This window comes from Acinetobacter sp. IK23, from assembly GCF_035615275.1.
Taxonomy (GTDB): domain Bacteria; phylum Pseudomonadota; class Gammaproteobacteria; order Pseudomonadales; family Moraxellaceae; genus Acinetobacter; species Acinetobacter seifertii.
The window spans coordinates 1-21,321 of sequence record NZ_JANBNX010000023.1 but is presented as its reverse complement, the minus strand read 5'-3'; the positions used below and the strand labels follow the sequence as shown (position 1 = coordinate 21,321).

The following is a 21,321-nucleotide window of genomic DNA, read 5'->3' as shown; positions in this document are numbered from 1 at the left end:
GAAATATAGTTCTAGAAGGAAATTATAAAAAATCGTATTAACCGCCAAAAGCGATAAATTTAAATACCCAAAGAGCAGCAATAATCCACACCATGTATGGAACAGTTTTTGCCTTACCTGTGAATAGTTTAACTAATGCATAGCTGATAAAGCCCATTGCAATACCATCTGCAATTGAGTACGCAAATGGCATAAATACAATCGTTAAAAAGGCTGGAACAGCTTCTGTAATATCATCCCAATCAATGTGCGTGATCCCTTGGATCATAAGTACACCGATAAATAATAAAGCTGGGGCTGTTGCAAAACCTGGCACAGATTGAGCAAGAGGAGCTAAAAATAAACAGCAGATAAATAAAACAGCAACAACGACTGCAGTTAAACCAGTACGCCCACCTGCCGCTACACCTGAAGCTGATTCGATATATGGCGTAGTTGATGAAGTACCTAATGCAGCACCAGCAACAATAGCCGTAGAGTCAGCAAATAATGCTTTTTTCAAACGTGGTAATTTACCATCTTTTAAAAGGCCAGCACGGTGTGAAACGCCAACCAAAGTACCCGTACTGTCAAACAAGTCAACAATGAAGAATACGAAGATCACACCAACCATACTTGCAGTAAATAGGCCTTTAAAGTCCATTTGCATGAATGTTGGTGCAATTGAAGGGATTTGACCTACTACACCTTTAAATTGATTCAAGCCTAAAGCAGTCGCAATAGCTGTAACGACTAAAATACTAATAATGATGGCACCGCGAACTTTAAGCTGATGTAAAACTACAATCAATAAAAATCCAAATAAAGCCAACAACACTGTAGGTTGTTTAATATCACCCAAACCTACCAATGTCGCTTGATTGGCAACAATAATGCCGGCATTTTTTAGCGCAATAAGTGCAAGGAATAAACCAATACCCGCGCCTATCGCAAATTTAAGCGACATTGGAATTGCATTGACAATCGCTTCACGAACTTTAAAGAAGCTAATAGCAAGAAAGACAATTCCTGAAACAAAAACAGCTGCTAAAGCCGTCTGCCATGGCACTCCCATGCCCATACATACCGAATAGGTAAAATAAGCGTTAAGCCCCATGCCCGGTGCCAATGCAATTGGATAATTGGCAATAATACCCATCACTAAACAACCGATTGCTGCAGCCAAACAGGTTGCAACGAATACGGCGCCATGATCCATGCCGGTTTCAGATAAAATGAGTGGATTGACAATGATGATGTAACACATCGTTAAAAACGTAGTTACACCAGCAAGAACTTCTGTTCGAAACGTGGTTTTATTGTCGCTTAACTTAAATAAACGCTCTAACCAGCCTGCCGAAGAATTGGGCGCCGCCATAAGTAGCCTCTATGCAAAATCTGAGCTGTGGAATATGTACTTCTATGTAGGTATCTGAGCAATCTTGTTTTTCTGATCAGATCTCTAAACAAAAACCTCAAATAGATGAAGCAACAAATATGCCACTCATTTGAATTTTGATTTCATACATAGAAAATAGACACAGCCCCTCTTGAAACACAAAAAAGCTGCATAACCCCTATGCAGCTTTTTTACTATACGTTAAATAAGTTTAACAGATTCAATCGCAACATGATCAAAATTTATGAAAAGATATGACCAATGACAGTCTTTTTAAAGCAAATTACAACAACAGTTTTGACTAGAAAAAAACTTTTTTATCACTGAGATAGTTTTGCAAAGTATAAGAAGCTAAATTGCTATGACTAACACGATTAGGATTTCGCTCAATCGTTTGCAAGTTTTTTTCTGCTTCTTGAATAATTCGCATAAGTTCTTGGTGTTTTTTATTTTGGCTATCTAAATACGCCCAATACCCTAATACAAACACGATACTCACACACAACACTATTAATACTTTATTGATCATTATTATTATCTCTATGTTTTTAATGTTAATGATCTTAACAAAAAATAACCAGTTTGTGAATACTTTCACATTTATTTACAATAATTACCAATCACTCAAGCTATTGATATAAAAAATGTTTTCTAATTTACAATTTTAAAAAAGCTTAAAAATGAAACTTTTCACTTAAAAATTCATTTTTAAAAATCACTATATTTTTTTATTAAAAACTTATATACACTGCTTTCCCTCTTTTATTTTTAAGTATATTTAAATTTATTTTTCAATTTAACTTCACTATATTATTGATTGAATTTTAATTTATTTATTCAATTCCCAGATAATAAAAAGCCCATTTCAATCAATCAAAATGGGCTTTTATAAATTAATTAACCGACAATTTCTTCAACTTTAGGTTTTGCCTTTATCAAATCAGCCTCATACACCACTTCATATTCTTCTAGCTTTAAATGTTTTAAACGCTGTCTAAGTTTTTTCAAAGACCATGGCCATGCGGCAAAATTACGGCCATTAGCATCGAGATAGTAACTTTTACATCCGCCACTATTAAATACAGTGGTTTGCAGATGTTTTTGTACAAGCTCATTATGCTTTTTAATCACTTCTGACTTAACGGAAAGTTTAGCAATACCCTTTGCCTTCATTTGTAGCAAACCATCAACAATATATTGCAATTGCGCTTCAGCAAGACCAATAAAGGAGTCGTAAACCAACACATTAGGTCCTAGCATAAGAAATGCATTCGGCACATTTTCAATATTGGTACCTAAGTAAGCTTCTGGTGAAGAGTCTTTCCAAAGATCAGCCAAACATTGCCCTTGCTCATTGTGTACGCGTTTACCAATTGGAGGATGAGATACCTCGAAACCAGTGCCCCAAATAATCACATCAACTTCGTGGCGTTCACCATTGGCAGCAACCACCGTATTGCCTTCAACTTTTACTAAACCATGAGGAATCAGAGTCGTGTTTGGTGCTTGTAGTGCAGGGTAGTAATTGTTAGCAAATAAAATACGTTTACAGCCAATATCAAAATTAGGTGTTACGTTTTGACGTAGAACCGGATCTTTAATTTGCAACTTTAATAGTTGTTTCGCAGCAAAATTGACAGGCTTTAAAGCTTTTGGATTGCGTAAGCCAAAATTAATGACATTTAAAGTACCCGCCACAGTCTGTCGCCAAGTCGCTTGAATAGCTGGATATTTAGCAATGACGGATTTACTTAACTCACCCAAGTCGGTATCTGGTTTTGGCAGTACCCAAGGTGCTGTACGTTGGAACACAAATAGCTCTTTTGCTTTAGGTTGAATCTGTGGCACAAACTGGATGGCAGATGCACCAGTACCAATCACGGCAATGCGTTTACCAGTTAAGTCATAATCATGGTTCCATTTCGCTGAATGGAACATTTCACCAGTAAAAGTATCTAAACCCTCAAGGCGTGGTATCTGAGCTTCAGTAATTGGACCAGTAGCGAATAGGACTGTTTTAGCGATATACAAACCAGAGCTTGTCTCGAGTTTCCAGACATTTTCTAGACTGTCCCATTCTGCATTTAATAGTTCGGTATTGAATTCAATTAAAGACTCAATATCAAAGTCACGGCTTACATCTTCTAAGTAACTTAAGATTTCCGGTTGGCGTGCAAATAAGTGACTCCATTTTGCACTAGGCGCAAAGGAGTAAGAATAAAGCGATGATGGAACATCACAACCACAACCCGGATAGGTATTTTCACGCCAAGTACCACCGACGCGGCCCGCTTTCTCAATAATTTTAAAATTGGTTAAGCCTGCTTCGTTTAGCTTAATTGCTGCAGCTAAGCCAGAAATACCTGCACCGACAATAAAAGTGTCATAAACATGTGCAACTTCTTGGGTTTTACGTGTGCGTGTATTTGTTCTAGGTTTAGTGACCATAATTTTTCTGCCTATACAAAATTTTATTTAAATAGCTGATACGAAAGCCCAAGGAACTTTGCATATAGAGTTGGAGACGTTCTTTTCATAAGCCAGAATAATTTGGCATCGATCTGTGGCGTAGTATAGAGCTGCCCTCGATCTAATCGGTTCAATGTTAACGTTGCAACTGCATCACTGGTGGTCATGGCATAATTCATGAGTGCATGATCTGCAAGTTTTGAATAGCGCCCTGGAATACGACCATTTTTAATGATATTGGTCGGAACCAAAGTCGGGCACAGCACATTCACTTTAATATTGAATTTGCGAAGCTCAGCTGAAAGGGTTTCTGATAATGCCAATACACCCGCTTTCGTTACGTTATAGACACTCATTTCTGGCGCTGCAGTATAAGACGCGGCAGAAGCCACATTAATAATTGCGCCGTAACCTAATTTTTTGAGCTTTGGCACAAATGCATGACAACCATGGATAACGCCCCATAGGTTTACGTGCATACACCACTTCCAGTCCTCCAAGCTCATTTCATCAAATTTGCCGCCTAGACCTACGCCAGCATTATTAATAATCAGTGTTACCGGATGCTCTAATAATTGCTCTGCTTGATCAGCCAAAACCTGTACTTGTTCTGCTTGTCCAACATCGCACTTGACTGCAAAAGCTTTTTGTCCAAGCTGTTCAACTAACTTTACGGTTTCTTCAGCAGCTTCTAAATTAATATCCGCACATACCACGTTGCCACCGCGTTTTGCCAATTCAAGTGCAAAGCTACGGCCAATTCCACTACCTGCCCCTGTCACAACAGCATATGCGTTTCGGCTAGGCTGGTCTTTCTTACCAAATAGAATCATAGTAAATCCTAAAAAATTTTAGGGAGACGACAGTAATTTGGGTATTACTGCCGTGACCAACAGCCTTATGAAACTGCACGAACTGGGGGAGTAAATTCCTTCACAAAGTAAGGTGCAATTGCACCGCCCTCGTTAAGTAATTTCTTTTTGTAGTACTCAAGGTATTGAGTTGTGTCATGATCATTTGGATGAAAGCTTGGACGTAAATAATCCAGAATCTGGCCAACGGTGCTACCGAATACGCCATCTTTTGGACTAAAAATTAAGTTGACGCCACGACGTGCATCTTTCCAGAATTTTCTGGTCAGCATTTCTTGTGGCTTACGCAGTACAGGCACAAATAATGTTGCGGTTGGAATAAGCCCTAAAATGGTAATGAAAGCCATTAGAAAACCGGTTGCACGCAATGGATAGTTACCGTTCAAAACCTGATAGACATCATAAGCAATATCTTTGTGCTCAGACTCTTCAAGCATATGCCACATCCATAACGCTCGGCTTTTCGCATCATCGGTATAATAAAAGTTCTTTTCATGCTTCATCATGTATTCAGCGAGAACTGCCGTAAAGTGCTCAATGCCTGCCATAAGTGAAAGCTTTAATGGCTGTGGGAATTTTAAAAACACATATTTAAAGAAGTTTTCACCTAAGAAACGATATAAATCGACCGGATATTCCAGCTCTTTAATTGCATCATTGAATTCATTATGCAATTTTGAATGGATGGCCTCTTGACCAATAAGAGAAGTAACACGCTGTTTTAAAATTGGGTCTTGAATAAATTCGCGGTGATGACGGGCTGTTTCAATCACCAAATCTTCACCATAGGTCAAAAAAACCGAAAGCGTTGCAAAGAACAAAGTTGCAAACTGATTGTTGACGTAAAACTCGATATCAATTTCTTTGCCATCAAATCCGATATTTAGATGGCGGATTGGGATAGATCCTTTATTTGAAAAGTCTATCTTTTGATACTGAGCCATAACTGATTTAGGAGAAATAATATTTCGGATAGCTTGAGCGACCATTTTTGACACCCTATAAAATTTGTTAAATACAAGGCAGCGTCGAATCAAACAGGTAAAGTTGTCTTTAAATTATTTCTTGCAATCTTTAACTGCTCCAGAACAAAAATTTGCTCGAATACATCTGCCTTGCCATGTTTTATGAACTTAAGCGAGGTTAAATTCACCAAATCAGGTTAAATAGTGCGCTTGATGCATTACTCGAACAAGGACAAAAAAAGCCAACCCACTTTGAAACTTTTTGCCAATTTAAATATTTTTTGATTATTTCAAACAACTTATATAAGCTAATATTATTCATAATAATTTAAATAAAGGACACTTGTCCTAAAATGACAAAAAGATGGCTTAAAAAGATAATAAATGAAATATTATGCCTATTTTCCAAATAAATCATTTTAATACTTCAGCGTTCCAAAAATCACACCAAGCTTTCTGTTTTTAGAGCTTCATTGCATAAATAAAAACGATAAACTGCATTCAGAGAAAAAAATTGAATGAGGATAATAAATCATGTTTGATATGCGTTTATCTCATGAGCGTGGTGCAGCACATCATGGCTGGTTACAGTCAAAACACACGTTTTCATTTGCAAATTATTGGGACCCGAAACAAGTAGGTTTTTCAGATTTGCTTGTGATTAATGACGATACTGTTGCTCCATCGAAAGGTTTTGGTACTCACCCTCACCGCAACATGGAAATTATTTCTTATGTGCTTGAAGGTGCGTTAGAACATAAAGATTCAATGGGTACAGGTTCGGTGATTGTGCCTGGTGATATTCAATTAATGAGCGCAGGACGTGGTGTTGCTCATAGTGAATTTAACCACTCTGCACAAGAAAACGTGCACTTCTTGCAAATTTGGGTTGTTCCAAACGAAGTGAACACTACACCGGGCTATCAACAATTGCATATTTCTGAGGAAGACAAACGCGGTAAATTGCACTTGATGATTTCACCAAAAGGTGGCGAAAAAACTTTGTCGATCAAACAAGACATTAATATTTATTCTGGTCTTTTTGACGGCGAAGAAACAGCAGAGTTTGCAATTCCAGAAGGACGTTATGTTTACCTACATGTGGCAAAAGGCCGTATTGATGTAAACGGTAAAACCTTTAACACGGGTGATGCTGCGCGAATTCGTGATGGAGGCAAGTTATCATTTACTAATGGTGATAATGCTGAAATTCTGATTTTTGATATGCGTCCAGAAGAAGTTCCAACCATGCCATAATCAACAAAACACCTGCATAGTTATATGTAGGTGTTTTTTTATATATTGAAATTAAAAACTATGAATGTTCTTCCGAGCGTGCCATTTCAGTATTGATATAACTCATGATCATAGTGGTTAACCCTTGCACCATTTCATCAAAACTAATAAATGGGTTAGGTAAAATAAGATGTCTTGCTACGTTAAAAATACCGCTATTTATACAAATGTAAGTAATGACAGGTAAGTTATTAATTTTTAAATATTTTGGATTATGCATCATATATTTCATGATGACTTCCATTAAAGCCTGTTCAATTTTTGGAATATATTTGTCGTATTGCAACTCACCTGCATAACGTAAAACGGTTAAGTAACGGTCATTATTCTTCTTTAATAAATCACTAAATGTATAAAAGATCATTTCGATAACAGGCTCTAACTCCAACTCTAGAATTGTAGGAGTTAACTCTTTAATCATATCGAGAATTTCACTCACAAAGTAGTGATTCATCGCATCATAAATTTCTTCTTTATTTTTAAAATACTCATAAAGTGACCCAACACTCACACCTGCAATTTCTGCAATATGACGTGTAGTGGTACCACTTGGTCCATGCAATGCTACGGCAATAAAACCTGCTTCAATAATAGTATCAACAGTGACTTTGGCTCGTGCCTGACGGGGTTTTCGCGTAGACATATTTTCTTATAAATAATCCGAACATAAGCTCAGGTTAGCATGTAATTTAGCCCTACCCTAATAAAAAAACAAAATCCGAATACTTGTCAAACTTCATGAAGTAATTTCTTTAGAGGTATGGCTAAACATAGTTATGAGTTCTCTTATTATTAGGAAATTACTTTTAAAAGAAATTAAAATATTCAAATAAAAATCAATGTATTAATAAAATTTTAAACTAATTTTTTATTTTATTTATACATTAGGTTTGAGCTTAAATAAATTGAAAAGTTACCCGAATTGAATCCGAACATAAACTCAGATTAACATGAAAAAATCTAAAAAGAGGTTGATTCATTTTATCAAGTTCGCCTCTTTTTCCGTTATTCAGTCAAATAATCAAACAAATAACGGAGCAACATCACCGTACTCAGTAAGCAGAGAAAACTGCTTTTTGAAAATGGAATTTACAGTGCCCTGTTGGAAATCAAAGCTTTTTGGTTTTCAGCAATATCGCACTATCACTGATTGATCTGAAGGTGTCGCCATGATCTCGACCACAGTTAAAAAATCACTAAACAAAATTAAATTTTACCGTGAAATCGAGTTACCAGATTTTGCCAGTAAAAAATCTATCCCAATCCGTCATTTAAATATTGGTTTTGATGGAAAGGAAATTGATGTCAGATTCTATATGGACAATCAATTTGCGACGATTTTTTTTGCTACGCTTTCAGTATTTCTAACCTATGGTGAAGATTTGGTGATTGAAACTGCTCGTCACCACCGCGAATTTATTCAAGACCCCGTGTTAAAGCAACGCGTTACCTCCCTCATTGGTCAAGAAGCCATCCATTCAAAATTGCACAATGAATATAACGATGCGCTTAAAGATGTTGAGTACCCTGTCGATTTATATCGTTTCTTGGGCGAGAACTTCTTCAAATATGTGTTTTTAAAATTCCCGCAACCACTGAAATTATCGATGATGGCTGGTATTGAGCATTTTACGGCTGTACTTGCTGAATACATGATGAAGCACGAGAAGAACTTTTACTATTCGGACGATGCGAAAAGCCGTGCGTTATGGATGTGGCATATGCTTGAAGAATCCGAGCATAAAGATATTGCCTACGATGTTTATCAATTACTTAATGGTAGCTACCCATTACGAGCTTCTGGCTTCTTCTTAGCTTTGTTCACTATTTTAGGTTTAATCCCAGCAACTACCTTGTTTATTCCGGTTTTAAGAAAGCCACAGGAAATGTTGACTAGAAAATTCTGGAAAGATGCTCGCCGTGGTGTAGGACTTATTTTTGGTCCAAAAGATGGCGTATTTGGTAGCACCATTAGTCAAATTCTTGACTACTTACGCCCTGATTTCCACCCAAATGATCATGATACGACTGAATATCTAGAATATTACAAAAACAAATTACTAAGCGAAGGCGGTGCAATTGCACCTTACTTTGTGAAGGAATTTACCCCTCCTGTACGCATGTCTTAATTGGCTTGTAACCAGTCACTACTCAATGGCTGGTTTTCCTTAAATCTATTTCGGGATGAATCATGATTTTATTTGGCAAAAAGAGAGTTAAACCAAGCCAAAAAGCTTATGCCGTCGTGACGGGTGCAGGTAGCGGAATTGGTCGGAGTTTTGCAATTGAACTGGCAAAACGTGGTGGCAGCGTAGTATGTGCAGATATTAATTTAGAAGCCGCAGAAGAAACCGTAAAGCTTCTTGAACAAGAAGGCGCAAAAGCTTTTGCTATGCGTTGTGATGTGGGTAATGCAGAACAAGTAAATCATTTAGCTGAAACTGCTGAAATTTTGCTTGGGCACCCTGTAACTCTTGTCATTAATAATGCAGGAGTGGGTTTGGGTGGCAAGTTTGACGAACTCAGTCTAGAAGACTGGAACTGGGTCATGAACATTAACCTTTGGGGTGTTATTCATGGTTGTCATGCTTTTGTACCAAAGTTTAAAAAGTTAGGTTACGGCGCAATTATTAATGTGGCTTCGGCGGCATCTTACACTGCTGCTCCAGAAATGACCGCGTATAACGTAACGAAAGCGGGTGTACGTGCGCTATCTGAAACACTTTCGGCCGAACTGCGTAAGTTTAATATTAAAGTCAATGTACTCTGCCCAACTTTAGTTCCCACCAATATCATTAAAAATGGTCGTATTCCGGGTCGTTATTCGAAGCTTGCAGACCATGCACTTATGAACTATGCACTCACCACAAGTGATGACGTCGCCAAACTCACCCTTAACCGTCTTGATCAGGATGAGCTTTATACCATTCCTCAAATCGATGCGAAGTTATTCTGGCTCATGAAACGCGCATCTCCAAGCTTGTATACCAAGTTCCTTGGTACGTCTTACAAATTATTTAAATAAGAAATTTATAGGTAGTACACATATGACTGCTCAAATGAAAACAAATGCATCAGCAAAAAAAGCTGTCAATTCACCTCAGCATATTTTCGATACTTTTATTGTGGGCGCTGGCATTTCAGGTATTGCCACAGCGATTCGTCTCGACCAAGTTGGCTATACCAACTACAAAATTATTGAAAAAGCAGGACGTGTAGGTGGTACTTGGCGTGAAAATACCTACCCAGGTTGTGGGTGTGATGTACCTTCTGCTCTTTACTCGTACTCATTTGCCCCAAGTGCAAAATGGAGCCATTTATTTGCGCGTCAACCAGAAATTTTAAGTTATCTGGAAGATGTGAGTAACGAATTTAATGTTACATCTAAAATCGAGTTTAACAACGAGTTGCTTAACGCAGCGTGGGATGACTCACGTCATGTATGGGTACTTGATACCACTACTGGTCAATATTTATCTAAAACCGTTATTTTTGCCACAGGTCCAATTACTGAAGCTCAAATTCCACGTCTTGAAGGCTTAGAAACATTTACAGGTGAAATGTTCCATTCAGCGAAATGGAATCATGATTATGACTTAACTGGTAAACGCATTGCCGTGATTGGTACGGGTGCATCTGCCATCCAATTTGTGCCACAAATTCAACCTAAAGCAAAAGAGCTGTTTGTGTTCCAACGTACAGCTCCTTGGGTGCTGCCAAAACCAGATACCGACTTGGGCGAGTTGAGTAAATCCGTCATTGCTAAATATCCGTCTATTCAAGCGAGCTGGCGTAAAAGTGTAGCGCTAACGTTGAATGCAATTAACTTTGGTTTACGTAATCCACTTGCTCTAAAACCAGTCAATGTATTGGGTAAGCAATTACTTAAACTTCAAATTGCAGACCCTGAATTACGCAAAAACGTAACGCCTAATTTTGATATTGGCTGTAAACGTATTTTGTTTGCTAACAATTACTACCCTGCACTACAAGCACCAAACACGACTCTGATTCCTCATGGTTTAGTAAAAGTTGAAGGCAATACTGTTATTGCTGCAAATGGTGAGCGCCACGAAGTTGATGTGATTATTTGGGGTACAGGTTTTGAAGTATCGCACCCACCTATCGGTAAACGTGTGTTTAATGAAAAAGGACAACGTTTAAATGATTTATGGAAAAACACTTCACCAGAAGCTTACTTAGGAACCAACATTGAAAATGTGCCAAATGCATTTTTAATTTTAGGTCCTAACGTACTTGTCTATGACTCTTTTATTGGTTTGGCAGAAGCACAACTCGACTATATCGTAGATGGCTTATTGAAAATTAAAAATAAAGGAATTAGCAAGTTAAACGTTAAGTCTGATGTAATTAAAAAGCACAACGACTTGGTGCAAAAGCACTTACAAACAACGGTATTTAATAGCGGTGGCTGTAAGAGTTATTACCTTGATGCCAACGGTCGCAACTTTGCCGCATGGCCGTGGTCATTGAAAAAGCTAAAACAACGTTTGAAAAATCTAGATTTAAAAGATTATGAAGTCACATATCAAACGTCAAAAACACATTAACTTGTAATTTTGACCAAATCCGTTGTTAGGAATGAGCAGTGTATTTTTGTTTTTTATAAAATACACTGCTTTCTTCATTGAATCTTCAAGAAATAAAAGAACAGGTTAAAGATGAAAGAAGGTCAATCAAGCCGTACTGCCGAAGCTGCTGCTGCCTTACGCGCAAATCACTTTAAAAATACGACGAACCCTGTATTTTCAGATCCCTATGCTTTTGAACTAACGAGTAAAGGCTGGAAAAAACTACTCTCTAACCCACTGATTGCTAAAGTGATGAATTCTTCGGTTTTAAATCGTACTTTAGGTTTACTTACTGGGCAAGTGGTCGGTCGCTCTCGTTATGCCGAAGATTTACTGGATCAGGCAGTTCAACACAATATTGAGCAATATGTTTTGGTTGGGGCGGGTCTAGACTCTTTTATACTACGTGAGTCACAGCATTATCCAACGTTAAAAATTTTTGAAGTCGATCATCCAGATACTCAAGCGACTAAACAAGCCAAGCTCAAAAAGCTAGGCAAACTCCCCTCCACGATTGAATTTGTTGCCATTAACTTTGAAAAAGAATCTATTTCAGAAGCTCTGACTAGAAGTGTCTATAATTCATCTGCTCCTGCATTTTTTTCATGGTTAGGCACCACTCATTATTTAACCCCCGAAACAACCCTGCAAACTTTAAAAAGTATTGCCAAATTTGCTACAAACGGTAGTGAACTAGTACTCGATTATTCAACTGATTTTCAGGAATTAAAGGGTATTGAGCGACTTGGAAGTATGGGCGTTGCACAGTTTACCCATTTACTGAAAGAACCTTTATTAGGCCAATTTAAACCCTCAGATTTGCATCAGGCCGTTGAAAAAATGGGTTTTGAAGTCGTAGAAGACCTATCTGGTGAAGCTATTACTGAACGTTATTTTTATAATCGCGCAGACAATATACGCCATACATCGGCAACACGCTTACTGCATCTACGTTTGAAGAAATAAAGATATTTTTATTGGTTGTTAAGCCGCATGGCATGAGGTGTTTTCCCATGCCATCTTTTATAAGCATGAATAAAACTGGCAGGTTCTGCATAGCCTAGCCACTCGGCAATCTGTTCAACCGAAGTTTTGGGTAATGCCAAATATTGCTCTGCTAAGACCTGTCTAACCTCTTCACGAATTTGAATAAAAGTCATTCCCTCTAATGCCAAATGACGGCGTAAAGTACGAACATTTAAATGCAATCGGTCAGCGACTATTTCCATAGAAGGTATTTTCCCTCGCACATTCATAAGTTGCTGTTGCACCAAGGTTGTAAATTTATTTTGTGATTGGCGTTTCTCTAATATTTGACGGCATTGTTCTTCGGCTGTATGTAGCACCAAATCATTTGCCATAAGTAGCTTTTGATCTACTTTTTGAGGATCCAGAATTACAAAACTTTTAGCTGAGCCAAATGCTGGTATTACGCCAAATAAGTCTTGATAAGGCTGAACATCACCTTTGGGTTGAAAAGAAAAAGCCAAATACTGGCAAAAATTGTCCTGCACCAAATCTCGTTGTACCGTAATGAGCGCAGCAGCGTCTCGTTCAATAATGAATTGACGAACTGATAAGGGAATATCTTGCTCATCAATTTCAATGCGGACGCCCTGTGGTGTATCGGATACATCAAAGCGGGTAAACGCAAAAGTTAAAGTAAAATAGGTTAAAGCCAAATCTAGTGCTTCACGAATGCTAGCACTACTCATCAGAGCCATACCTAATGACCCAAATGTGGTGAAATGATAGCGTGTACCTACTTCTAAGCCTAATGTGGGCCTGTCTCCTAGTTGCTCAACCAAGTTTTGAATGAGCTGTAATTCCTGATGGCCTTTCACCACCATATTTGGGTCGAGTAATTGTTGTTGGCTAAGCCCAGTCCCTTTTAAAATCGTCTGATAAGAAATACCTGATTCCACCGCAAAATCAGCCATTAACCGAACACTATGTACACTGCGTTCAAAAGCCCATGCATACTTCACTGTATTGCTCAGAATGTCCTCGAATCACAATATTTTGTCCTCATCCATCCTCTAAATCAAGCAAATAAACGTCTATTCTGCATACAGGAAATTGCGATTTTTCGCTCACTGTTTTTAAGGATTTAGAGCAGCCCATGTTTAATTCGTCTACTAATTCAAATAAAAATGTACGCATCGCCATTATTGGCACTGGCTTTGGTGGTCTAGGCCTTGCCATTCGTCTCAAACAAGCAGGTTTTGAACAATTTACTCTCTTTGAAAAAGCTAGCGATGTTGGTGGCGTATGGCGTGACAATACGTATCCGGGCGCTGCATGCGATGTGCCTTCTCATCTTTATTCTTTTTCTTTTGAGCAAGAACTTGGCTGGAAAAATCGCTATGGTAGATCTCAAGAGATTTATCAATATTTACGTCACTGTGCCGATAAATATGACATTCGCCCGCATGTTCAATTTAATACTGAAATAGCCAGTGCCGAATTTGATGCGCTGCAAGGTGTATGGCACATCCAAAGTACAACGGGTGAACAGTTCGAAGCTGAATTCTTAGTGGGTGCGGTAGGCCAACTCAACCGCCCTGCCTATCCAAAACTTAAAGGCATTGAAAACTTTAAAGGTAAGGCATTTCACTCAGCGCGTTGGGATCATGATTATGACTTAACTGGCAAACGTGTTGCAGTGATCGGTACAGGTGCAAGCGCAATTCAGTTTGTACCTGAAATTGCTAAACAAGTAGCACATCTAGACGTTTATCAACGTTCTGCACCTTACGTGATTCCAAAACCAGATCGGGTTTACCAACCTTTAGAAAAAAAGGCTTTCCGTAAATTACCTATTTTGCAAAGTCTGGACCGTGCTTTGCAATATGGTCATCATGAAATTCGCCTACTTGCTTTTACAACTTCACTTAATGAAATGCCTTTGGTGGAATATTTATTCCAGCGCCACATCCGTAAAGTCGTTAAAGATGGGAAGTTGCGCCACCGCTTAATGCCGGACTATCCAATTGGTTGTAAACGTATCTTAATCTCTAATCACTGGTATGAAACGCTGACTCAGCCTCATGTCGATGTCATTAATACTGGCATTCAAGAAATTACTGAAAACGGTATTTTAGATACTGAAGGAAATCCGCGTGAAGTCGACACCATTATTTATGGTACGGGCTTTGCCGCAACAGAGTTTATGGCACCCATGCAGATTACAGGTCTTGATGGCCGCACCTTAAAAGACACATGGAAAGATGGTGCAGAAGCTTATCTCGGTTTAACTGTAAGCGGCTTTCCAAACTTCTTTATGCTTTATGGTCCAAACACCAATCTTGGGCACAACTCAATTGTCTATATGATTGAAAGCCAAGTGAATTATATTTTAGATGCCATTCAAACAACCCTACAAAACAAACTTCTGTTCACCAATGTTCGTGCAGAAGTTCAACATGAGTTTAATCAAAGCATTCAAGAAAAAATGAAAAAAACTGTCTGGGCACAAGGTTGTACCAGTTGGTATCAAACTGCGGATGGTAAAAATACCAATAACTGGCCGGGTTTTACCCTTGAATATCGACAACGTACTCGCCGATTCGATGTTGAAAACTACACTCAGGTTTCGGCTATTTCTTAAACAAGCTTCACCATAGGAAATGAGAAAAATAAACGGAGAATTTTATGAAGTCTTTTAAAAATAAAGTCGCAGCTGTGACAGGTGCTGGCTCAGGTATTGGACAAGCACTTGCCATTGCTCTCGCAAAACAAGGATGCCATCTGGCTCTTTCCGATATTAGTGAAGCTGGATTAGCTAAAACAGTCGAGCTGTTAACGCCTTATTCAGTCAAAGTAACTACACAAAAAGTTGATGTAGCTAAGCGTGATGAAGTTGCCACTTGGGCAAAGGCAGTTGTAGATGAACATGGCCAAGTTAACCTGATTTTTAATAATGCTGGGGTCGCAATAGGGAGTACGGCTGAAGGTGTGAGCTACGAAGACCTTGAATGGCTGATTGGGATTAATTTTTGGGGCGTGGTTTATGGCACTAAAGAATTTTTGCCTTACTTAAAGCAAAGTGGTGATGGGCATATTATTAATATTTCCAGTATGTTCGGCTTAACAGCTCAACCGACTCAAAGTGCTTATAACGCCAGTAAATTTGCCGTTCGTGGCTTTACTGAATCATTGCGCCAAGAACTCGATCTACAAAATGCTGGAGTGAGTGCGACCTGTGTGCATCCGGGTGGTATCCGTACCAATATTGCCAAAGCTGCCCGCATGAATAATAGCGTCCAGTCTTTAGGAATGGATCCTTTAAAAAGTCAGGATGCTTTCGATAAATTACTTCGCACCCCTGCTGACGATGCCGCTCAACAAATTTTAGAAGCTGTGCGTAAAGACCGTCGCCGCTTACTCATTGGAGCCGATGCGAAAGCCGTTGATGTGATTCAGCGTATTCTTCCACAGGGTTACCAAAAGATTTTTGCAACTGCGACTGCCTTGCAAACTCGCCTACTCAACAAATCAGCAAAATAAAAACAGTGGTCAGCATTCTCTTGATTTTAAGAGATGCTGACTGACATTAAATGCTTAGTATGAGTCCTTATTATGAAGCAGCTTCTTGCATGGACTATTCGTACCACGCTACGTCCAGCTTTATCCCCTAAAACACCACTAAAGCTACAACGTTTTTGTAGCGATGCAGCCAGTGTAATTGTGCTTGGGCCACGTGGCTATAAAACAAAAAAGCAAACAATTGCTCAAGTACCGACAGTTCACATTCAGCCCAAAACGACTCAATCAGGGCTTGGTATCTTGTATTTACATGGTGGTGGCTATGTGGTGGGTAGCTCAAAAAGTCACACTAAGCTTGCTGCTCAAATTGGACATGTCGCTCAAGCACAAGTCTGGTTAGCTGAATATCGCCTAGCCCCAGAGCACCCAAGCCCTGCGGCTATTGAAGATGTAGTTGCAGTCTATAAAGCTTTACTTACCCAAGGACAAGACCCGAAAAAACTCGTAATTGCGGGTGATTCTGCTGGCGGCGGACTGAGTTTAAGTACTGCAATTGCGATACGGGACGCAGGGTTACCATTACCAGCAGCATTAGTTTTACTTTCACCTTGGGTTGACTTAAGCCTCTCTGGAAGCACCATGAAAACTCATGCTGCTCAAGATGCAATGCTGTCAGAAGACTGGTTAGCTTGGTGTGCAAAAAACTATTGCGGACAAAAATCGACAACCGACCTAACCTGTTCCCCACTTTATGCTGATTTAACGGGATTACCACCTGTTTTAATTCATGTCGGTACCGAAGAAGTCTTATTAGACGATGCAAAACGGCTCGCTAAACAAACCGAAAAGTATGGTATTCCGACGAACTTGAAGGTTTATGACCGAGTCGGACATGTTTTTCAATTCCACGCAGGTATACTAAATGAATCTAATGACTCGATTGAGCGCATTGGGCAATTCATTGATAAACATACACAGTCAATATAAAAATATCGCCAGAGAGGAGTCCTCGGCATGACAACAAACAATTATGACTATGATTACCTCATTATTGGTTCAGGCTTTGGTGGTAGTGTTTCTGCTTGCCGTCTCACCGAAAAGGGCTACTCTGTTGCTGTAATGGAAATGGGGCGACGCTGGGAAGCTAAAGATTTTGCTAAAAATAACTGGAATACCCGTCGCTGGATTTGGCGCCCGGGCATGAAACTTTTTGGTTATTTCAACATGCGTTTTTTTCGCCATGTCACCATTATTTGCGGTAATGCTGTAGGCGGCGGCTCAATCACCTACGCCAATACCCTACTGGTTCCACCTGAACATATTTGGGATGAAGGCACTTGGGCAGATGCGGCGGACTGGAAAAATGAAATGCCACAGCATTATGCTGAAGCCGAACGTATGCTTGGGGTGACTGATAATAAAATTTTCGGTCCTGCAGACCACATGCTTAAAAAAATGGGCGATGCAGTTGGGGTTGGGCATACATTTAAACCGACTCGTGTTGCAACGTTTTTTCCACCCGAAGGTGAACAAGGTGGCAAGACCTACCCTGACCCGTACTTTAACGGCGAAGGTCCAGACCGCGGAACCTGTACCGCATGTGGCGGCTGTATGACAGGTTGCAAACACAACGCAAAAAACACCTTAGATAAAAACTATTTGTATTTTGCCGAAAAAAATGGTGCCCAGGTTTACGAAGAAACCAAAGTTGTTGACGTTAAACCACTCAATGGTAAAGCCGATGGCAGCGATGGCTATGAAGTTACGACTGAATGTTCAAGTTCATGGTTTAACAAGCAGCGCCGTACATGGCGTGTTCGTAACGTGATTTTCTCGGCATCTTCTTTGGGTACGCAAGAGATGTTGTTCCGTTTAAAACAGGCTGGCTCACTACCAAATATTTCTGATGATTTAGGCAATCGGGTTCGTACTAATGCTGAGTCGATTTTAGGCGTTCGCTTTTTTGGTAAAGATGTCGACATGAGCAAAGGTGTTGCCATTGGTTCAAGTATTTACCTTGACCATGACACTCACATTGAAGCGACTCGTTACCAAACTGGTTCAGATGCCATGGGCCTCATGTGTACTTACATGGCTAAAGGTAAACCAGGTTGGACGCGTATCTTTTTTTGGTTATGGGCACTTATTTGCCATCCATTTATTTTCCTTCGCATGAGTAATCCTGTCAGTTTTGCACGTCAGACTTTAATTTTCTTGGTGATGCAAACAGCAGATGCCTCCATTAACATGCGTTTGAAACGTAATTGGTTCTGGCCTTTTGGCAAGGTGTTATCGAGCGAAGGTAAAAAGCTACCTGTGTATATTCCGCAGGCCAATGCATTTACCGAAAAAGTTGCCAAAATGTTTAATGGCCACCCAATGACGACCATTACCGAAATTTTGTTTAATGTACCTTTTACAGCCCACTGTATGGGTGGTTGCGCAATTGCTTCAAGTCCAGAGCGTGGCGTGGTAGATGGACAAAACCGTGTCTTTAACTATAAAAACTTATACGTTGTAGATGGTTCAATGTTAGGTGCCAATTTAGGCGTTAACCCAAGTCTCACCATTACAGCTCTTGCAGAACGCGCAATGTCTTATATTCCAGCTAAACATACTTTGGATGAGCAGCAAGATCACAGAGTAGATGCAGTAACCATAGAGATCACCAAAGCTTCTGCTTAAAATAGAAATTTGTTTTATAAAAAAGCCTATTTAAAAATAGGCTTTTTTCTTTCGCTTTTTAAATTACATCGCTACGGCTTTAGCACGAGCTGCATGCAATTTTTTATAGCTCTCGATCAGACGTAAATGGCGATCAAGTCCTTCTAGTTTCATGCTTGTTGGTGTTAAACCATAGAAACGAACGCTACCATCGACAGAACCTAGTACAGCATCCATACGCATATCACCAAACATACGGCGGAAATTAGTCAGGTAATCTTCAAGCTCGAGTTCTTCATCTAACATCACTTCAAGCACCACGTTCATGCACTGATAGAACAAGCCACGCTCAACGGTGTTGGTGTTATATTGCAAGTAAGTTTCGACAAGCTCTTTTGCTTCTTCAAACTGTTGTAAAGCAACATAAATTAGCAATTTCAATTCTAAGATAGTGAGTTGACCCCAAACTGTATTATCATCAAATTCGACACCAATAAGTGTGGTGATTTCAGTGTAATCGTCTAGCTCACATTCCTCTAAGCGTTCAACCAACGCCTCAAGCTGTTCATCATCCAAACGATGTAGATTTAGAATATCTTCACGGAATGAAAGTGCTTTATTGGTATTGTCCCAAATCAAATCTTCAACGAGATAAATTTCTGAGTAATCCGGTACTAAAATACGGCAAGCAGTCGCACCTAAATGCTCATAGACTGCCATATACACTTCTTTGCCCATCTCTTCGAGAATGCCGAACAATGTTGCAGCTTCTTCTGCATTCGACTCTTCGCCTTCGCCAGAAAAATCCCATTCAACAAAGTCATAGTCAGATTTAGAACTAAAGAAGCGCCAAGATACCAAACCGCTTGAGTCAATAAAGTGCTCAACAAAATTGTTCGGTTCTGTGACCGCATTACTTTGGAAAGTCGGTTGAGGTAAATCATTTAGGCCTTCAAAACTACGGCCCTGAAGTAATTCAGTCAGACTACGTTCCAACGCAACTTCAAAACTTGGATGCGCACCGAAAGACGCAAATACCCCACCCGTACGAGGGTTCATTAAAGTCACACACATTACAGGGAACTGGCCACCTAGTGATGCATCTTTAACTAATACAGGGAAACCTTGCTCTTCTAGACCTTTAATACCAGCAACAATACTTGGGTATTTTGCTAATACATCTTCAGGAACATCTGGAAGTGCAATTTCACCTTCTAAAATTTCACGTTTAACAGCACGTTCAAAAATTTCTGACAAGCATTGAACTTGGGCTTCTGCCAAAGTATTACCTGCACTCATACCATTACTTAAGTACAAGTTTTCAATTAAATTTGATGGGAAATATACAACTTCATCGTCAGACTGGCGTACAAAAGGTAGCGAGCAAATGCCGCGCTCTACGTTGCCTGAGTTGGTATCATATAAATGTGTGCCAAGCAACTCATCATCTGGGTTGTAAATCTCAAGACAGTATTCATCTAAGATTTCTTTAGGTAATTCACCATTTGGACCCGGTTTAAACCATTTTTCATCTGGATAATGCACAAATTCAGCATTGGCAATTTCTTCACCCCAGAACTGGTCGTTATAGAAGAAGTTACAGTTTAAACGCTCAATAAACTCGCCTAATGCAGACGCTAAAGCACTTTCTTTAGTTGCGCCTTTACCATTTGTAAAGCACATCGGAGACTGTGCATCACGAATGTGTAATGACCATACATTCGGGACAATATTACGCCAAGATGCGATTTCAATCTTCATGCCTAAATTTGCCAAAATGGCAGACATATTGGCAATGGTTTCTTCTAATGGCAGGTCTTTACCTTGAATATAGGTATGGCTTTCTGAAGTTAAGCTCGGCAATAACAATGCTTGTGCATCTGCATCAATGCTTTCAACTTCTTCAATAATAAATTCGGGACCCGTTTGAATCACTTTTTTAACAGTACAACGGTCAATCGAACGTAAAATCCCTTGGCGATCTTTCTCTGAAATATCAGCTGGTAATTCAATTTGAATTTTAAAGGTTTGCTTATAGCGGTTTTCAGGATCAACAATATTATTTTGCGATAAACGAATATTATCGGTTGGGATATCTCGAGCGGCACAATACACTTTTACAAAGTACGCTGCGCACAATGCTGATGATGCTAAAAAATAGTCAAATGGGCCCGGTGCCGAACCGTCCCCCTTGTAGCGAATTGGTTGATCGGCAATTACCGTAAAGTCATCGAACTTAGCTTCCTGTCGAAGATTGTCGAGATAATTAACCTTGATTTCCATGCTGGCACCTAAATATTTTTATGTGTCAGCACAGACACATAAAATTCTAAATATTGAAAAATAAGCCGAATCACAGCGAAGAAATTGACTTAAAAAAAATGAGAGATTAAAGCCATGTGTTTAATGAACGACTCAATTGGCTTTAATAAGATTGGCAGTATTATAGAGGGATTTTGTGCAGTTGATAGGCTTTGTTGCATAAACATTCAAAAGCTGAGTTCTCCCCAATCCATTCAAATTTAAGACACAACTTGGGTGCGAGGTCTACCTAATTCCGTAAATCTATTCAGAACTGCCACACGCGCATGAATTTC

General features: G+C 39.3%; 17 protein-coding genes. 9 read left to right on the top strand and 8 right to left on the bottom strand.

Going from position 1 to position 21,321, the window contains the following annotated elements; translation table 11 throughout:
- Positions 1-37: 37 nt before the first annotated feature.
- From MSG95_RS14310 to MSG95_RS14290, 5 genes are all read right to left on the bottom strand, one after another.
- Complete coding sequence (locus MSG95_RS14310) at positions 38-1,357, bottom strand: NCS2 family permease (RefSeq protein WP_324645096.1); 1,320 nt, start codon at positions 1,355-1,357, stop codon at positions 38-40.
- A 322-nt stretch (positions 1,358-1,679) separates the two neighbouring features.
- On the bottom strand, positions 1,680-1,907 hold the full coding sequence (locus MSG95_RS14305; protein WP_004702801.1) for a hypothetical protein: 228 nt from the start codon (positions 1,905-1,907) through the stop codon (positions 1,680-1,682).
- A gap of 368 nt (positions 1,908-2,275) precedes the next feature.
- Positions 2,276-3,826, bottom strand: coding sequence for a flavin-containing monooxygenase (locus tag MSG95_RS14300; RefSeq protein ID WP_077166136.1), 1,551 nt, complete (start codon positions 3,824-3,826; stop codon positions 2,276-2,278).
- A gap of 23 nt (positions 3,827-3,849) precedes the next feature.
- Positions 3,850-4,680 (bottom strand): SDR family NAD(P)-dependent oxidoreductase, encoded by an 831-nt coding sequence (locus MSG95_RS14295; protein WP_004702805.1) that lies wholly within the window; start codon positions 4,678-4,680, stop codon positions 3,850-3,852.
- A gap of 65 nt (positions 4,681-4,745) precedes the next feature.
- Positions 4,746-5,663: a metal-dependent hydrolase gene (locus MSG95_RS14290; RefSeq protein WP_223861106.1), complete on the bottom strand. Its 918-nt coding sequence runs from the start codon at positions 5,661-5,663 to the stop codon at positions 4,746-4,748.
- Positions 5,664-6,218: 555 nt separating this feature from the next.
- Between MSG95_RS14290 and MSG95_RS14285 the strand changes: the two genes are divergently transcribed.
- Positions 6,219-6,941: a pirin family protein gene (locus MSG95_RS14285; RefSeq protein ID WP_000459995.1), complete on the top strand. Its 723-nt coding sequence runs from the start codon at positions 6,219-6,221 to the stop codon at positions 6,939-6,941.
- Between the two features lie 58 nt (positions 6,942-6,999).
- On the opposite strand, the gene MSG95_RS14280 is transcribed toward MSG95_RS14285, so the two are convergent.
- Positions 7,000-7,623 carry a TetR/AcrR family transcriptional regulator gene (locus MSG95_RS14280; RefSeq protein WP_004702811.1) on the bottom strand — a complete coding sequence of 208 codons (624 nt, stop codon included), beginning with the start codon at positions 7,621-7,623 and terminating at the stop codon, positions 7,000-7,002.
- Between the two features lie 526 nt (positions 7,624-8,149).
- On the opposite strand from MSG95_RS14280, the gene MSG95_RS14275 reads away from it, so the two are divergent.
- The 4 genes from MSG95_RS14275 (at position 8,150) to MSG95_RS14260 (ending at position 12,538) form a co-directional block, all read left to right on the top strand.
- A complete protein-coding gene (locus MSG95_RS14275) occupies positions 8,150-9,109 on the top strand; it encodes a metal-dependent hydrolase (RefSeq protein ID WP_077166135.1) in 960 nt (319 codons plus the stop codon).
- Between the two features lie 62 nt (positions 9,110-9,171).
- On the top strand, positions 9,172-10,005 hold the full coding sequence (locus MSG95_RS14270) for an SDR family NAD(P)-dependent oxidoreductase (RefSeq protein ID WP_004702815.1): 834 nt from the start codon (positions 9,172-9,174) through the stop codon (positions 10,003-10,005).
- Positions 10,006-10,027: 22 nt separating this feature from the next.
- On the top strand, positions 10,028-11,551 hold the full coding sequence (locus tag MSG95_RS14265; protein WP_077166134.1) for a flavin-containing monooxygenase: 1,524 nt from the start codon (positions 10,028-10,030) through the stop codon (positions 11,549-11,551).
- Positions 11,552-11,662: 111 nt separating this feature from the next.
- Positions 11,663-12,538, top strand: coding sequence for a class I SAM-dependent methyltransferase (locus MSG95_RS14260; RefSeq protein WP_077166133.1), 876 nt, complete (start codon positions 11,663-11,665; stop codon positions 12,536-12,538).
- Positions 12,539-12,546: 8 nt separating this feature from the next.
- Here MSG95_RS14260 and MSG95_RS14255 read toward each other — a convergent pair whose 3' ends face one another.
- Positions 12,547-13,560, bottom strand: a complete 1,014-nt coding sequence (locus MSG95_RS14255) for an AraC family transcriptional regulator (RefSeq protein ID WP_077166132.1) — start codon at positions 13,558-13,560, stop codon at positions 12,547-12,549.
- A 134-nt stretch (positions 13,561-13,694) separates the two neighbouring features.
- On the opposite strand from MSG95_RS14255, the gene MSG95_RS14250 reads away from it, so the two are divergent.
- From MSG95_RS14250 to MSG95_RS14235, 4 genes are all read left to right on the top strand, one after another.
- A complete protein-coding gene (locus MSG95_RS14250) occupies positions 13,695-15,182 on the top strand; it encodes an NAD(P)/FAD-dependent oxidoreductase (protein ID WP_324645094.1) in 1,488 nt (495 codons plus the stop codon).
- A 44-nt stretch (positions 15,183-15,226) separates the two neighbouring features.
- The gene (locus MSG95_RS14245) at positions 15,227-16,081 is read left to right on the top strand and encodes an SDR family NAD(P)-dependent oxidoreductase (protein ID WP_017386380.1); all 855 of its coding nucleotides are present in this window, start codon (positions 15,227-15,229) and stop codon (positions 16,079-16,081) included.
- Between the two features lie 72 nt (positions 16,082-16,153).
- Positions 16,154-17,047 carry an alpha/beta hydrolase gene (locus tag MSG95_RS14240; protein WP_077166130.1) on the top strand — a complete coding sequence of 298 codons (894 nt, stop codon included), beginning with the start codon at positions 16,154-16,156 and terminating at the stop codon, positions 17,045-17,047.
- Between the two features lie 27 nt (positions 17,048-17,074).
- Entirely contained in the window at positions 17,075-18,745 is a 1,671-nt protein-coding gene (locus MSG95_RS14235; protein WP_077166129.1) for a GMC family oxidoreductase, read from the top strand.
- A gap of 63 nt (positions 18,746-18,808) precedes the next feature.
- Here the strand turns inward: MSG95_RS14235 and MSG95_RS14230 are convergent, their stop codons facing one another.
- On the bottom strand, positions 18,809-21,007 hold the full coding sequence (locus MSG95_RS14230) for an OsmC domain/YcaO domain-containing protein (RefSeq protein ID WP_077166128.1): 2,199 nt from the start codon (positions 21,005-21,007) through the stop codon (positions 18,809-18,811).
- Positions 21,008-21,321 lie beyond the last annotated feature (314 nt).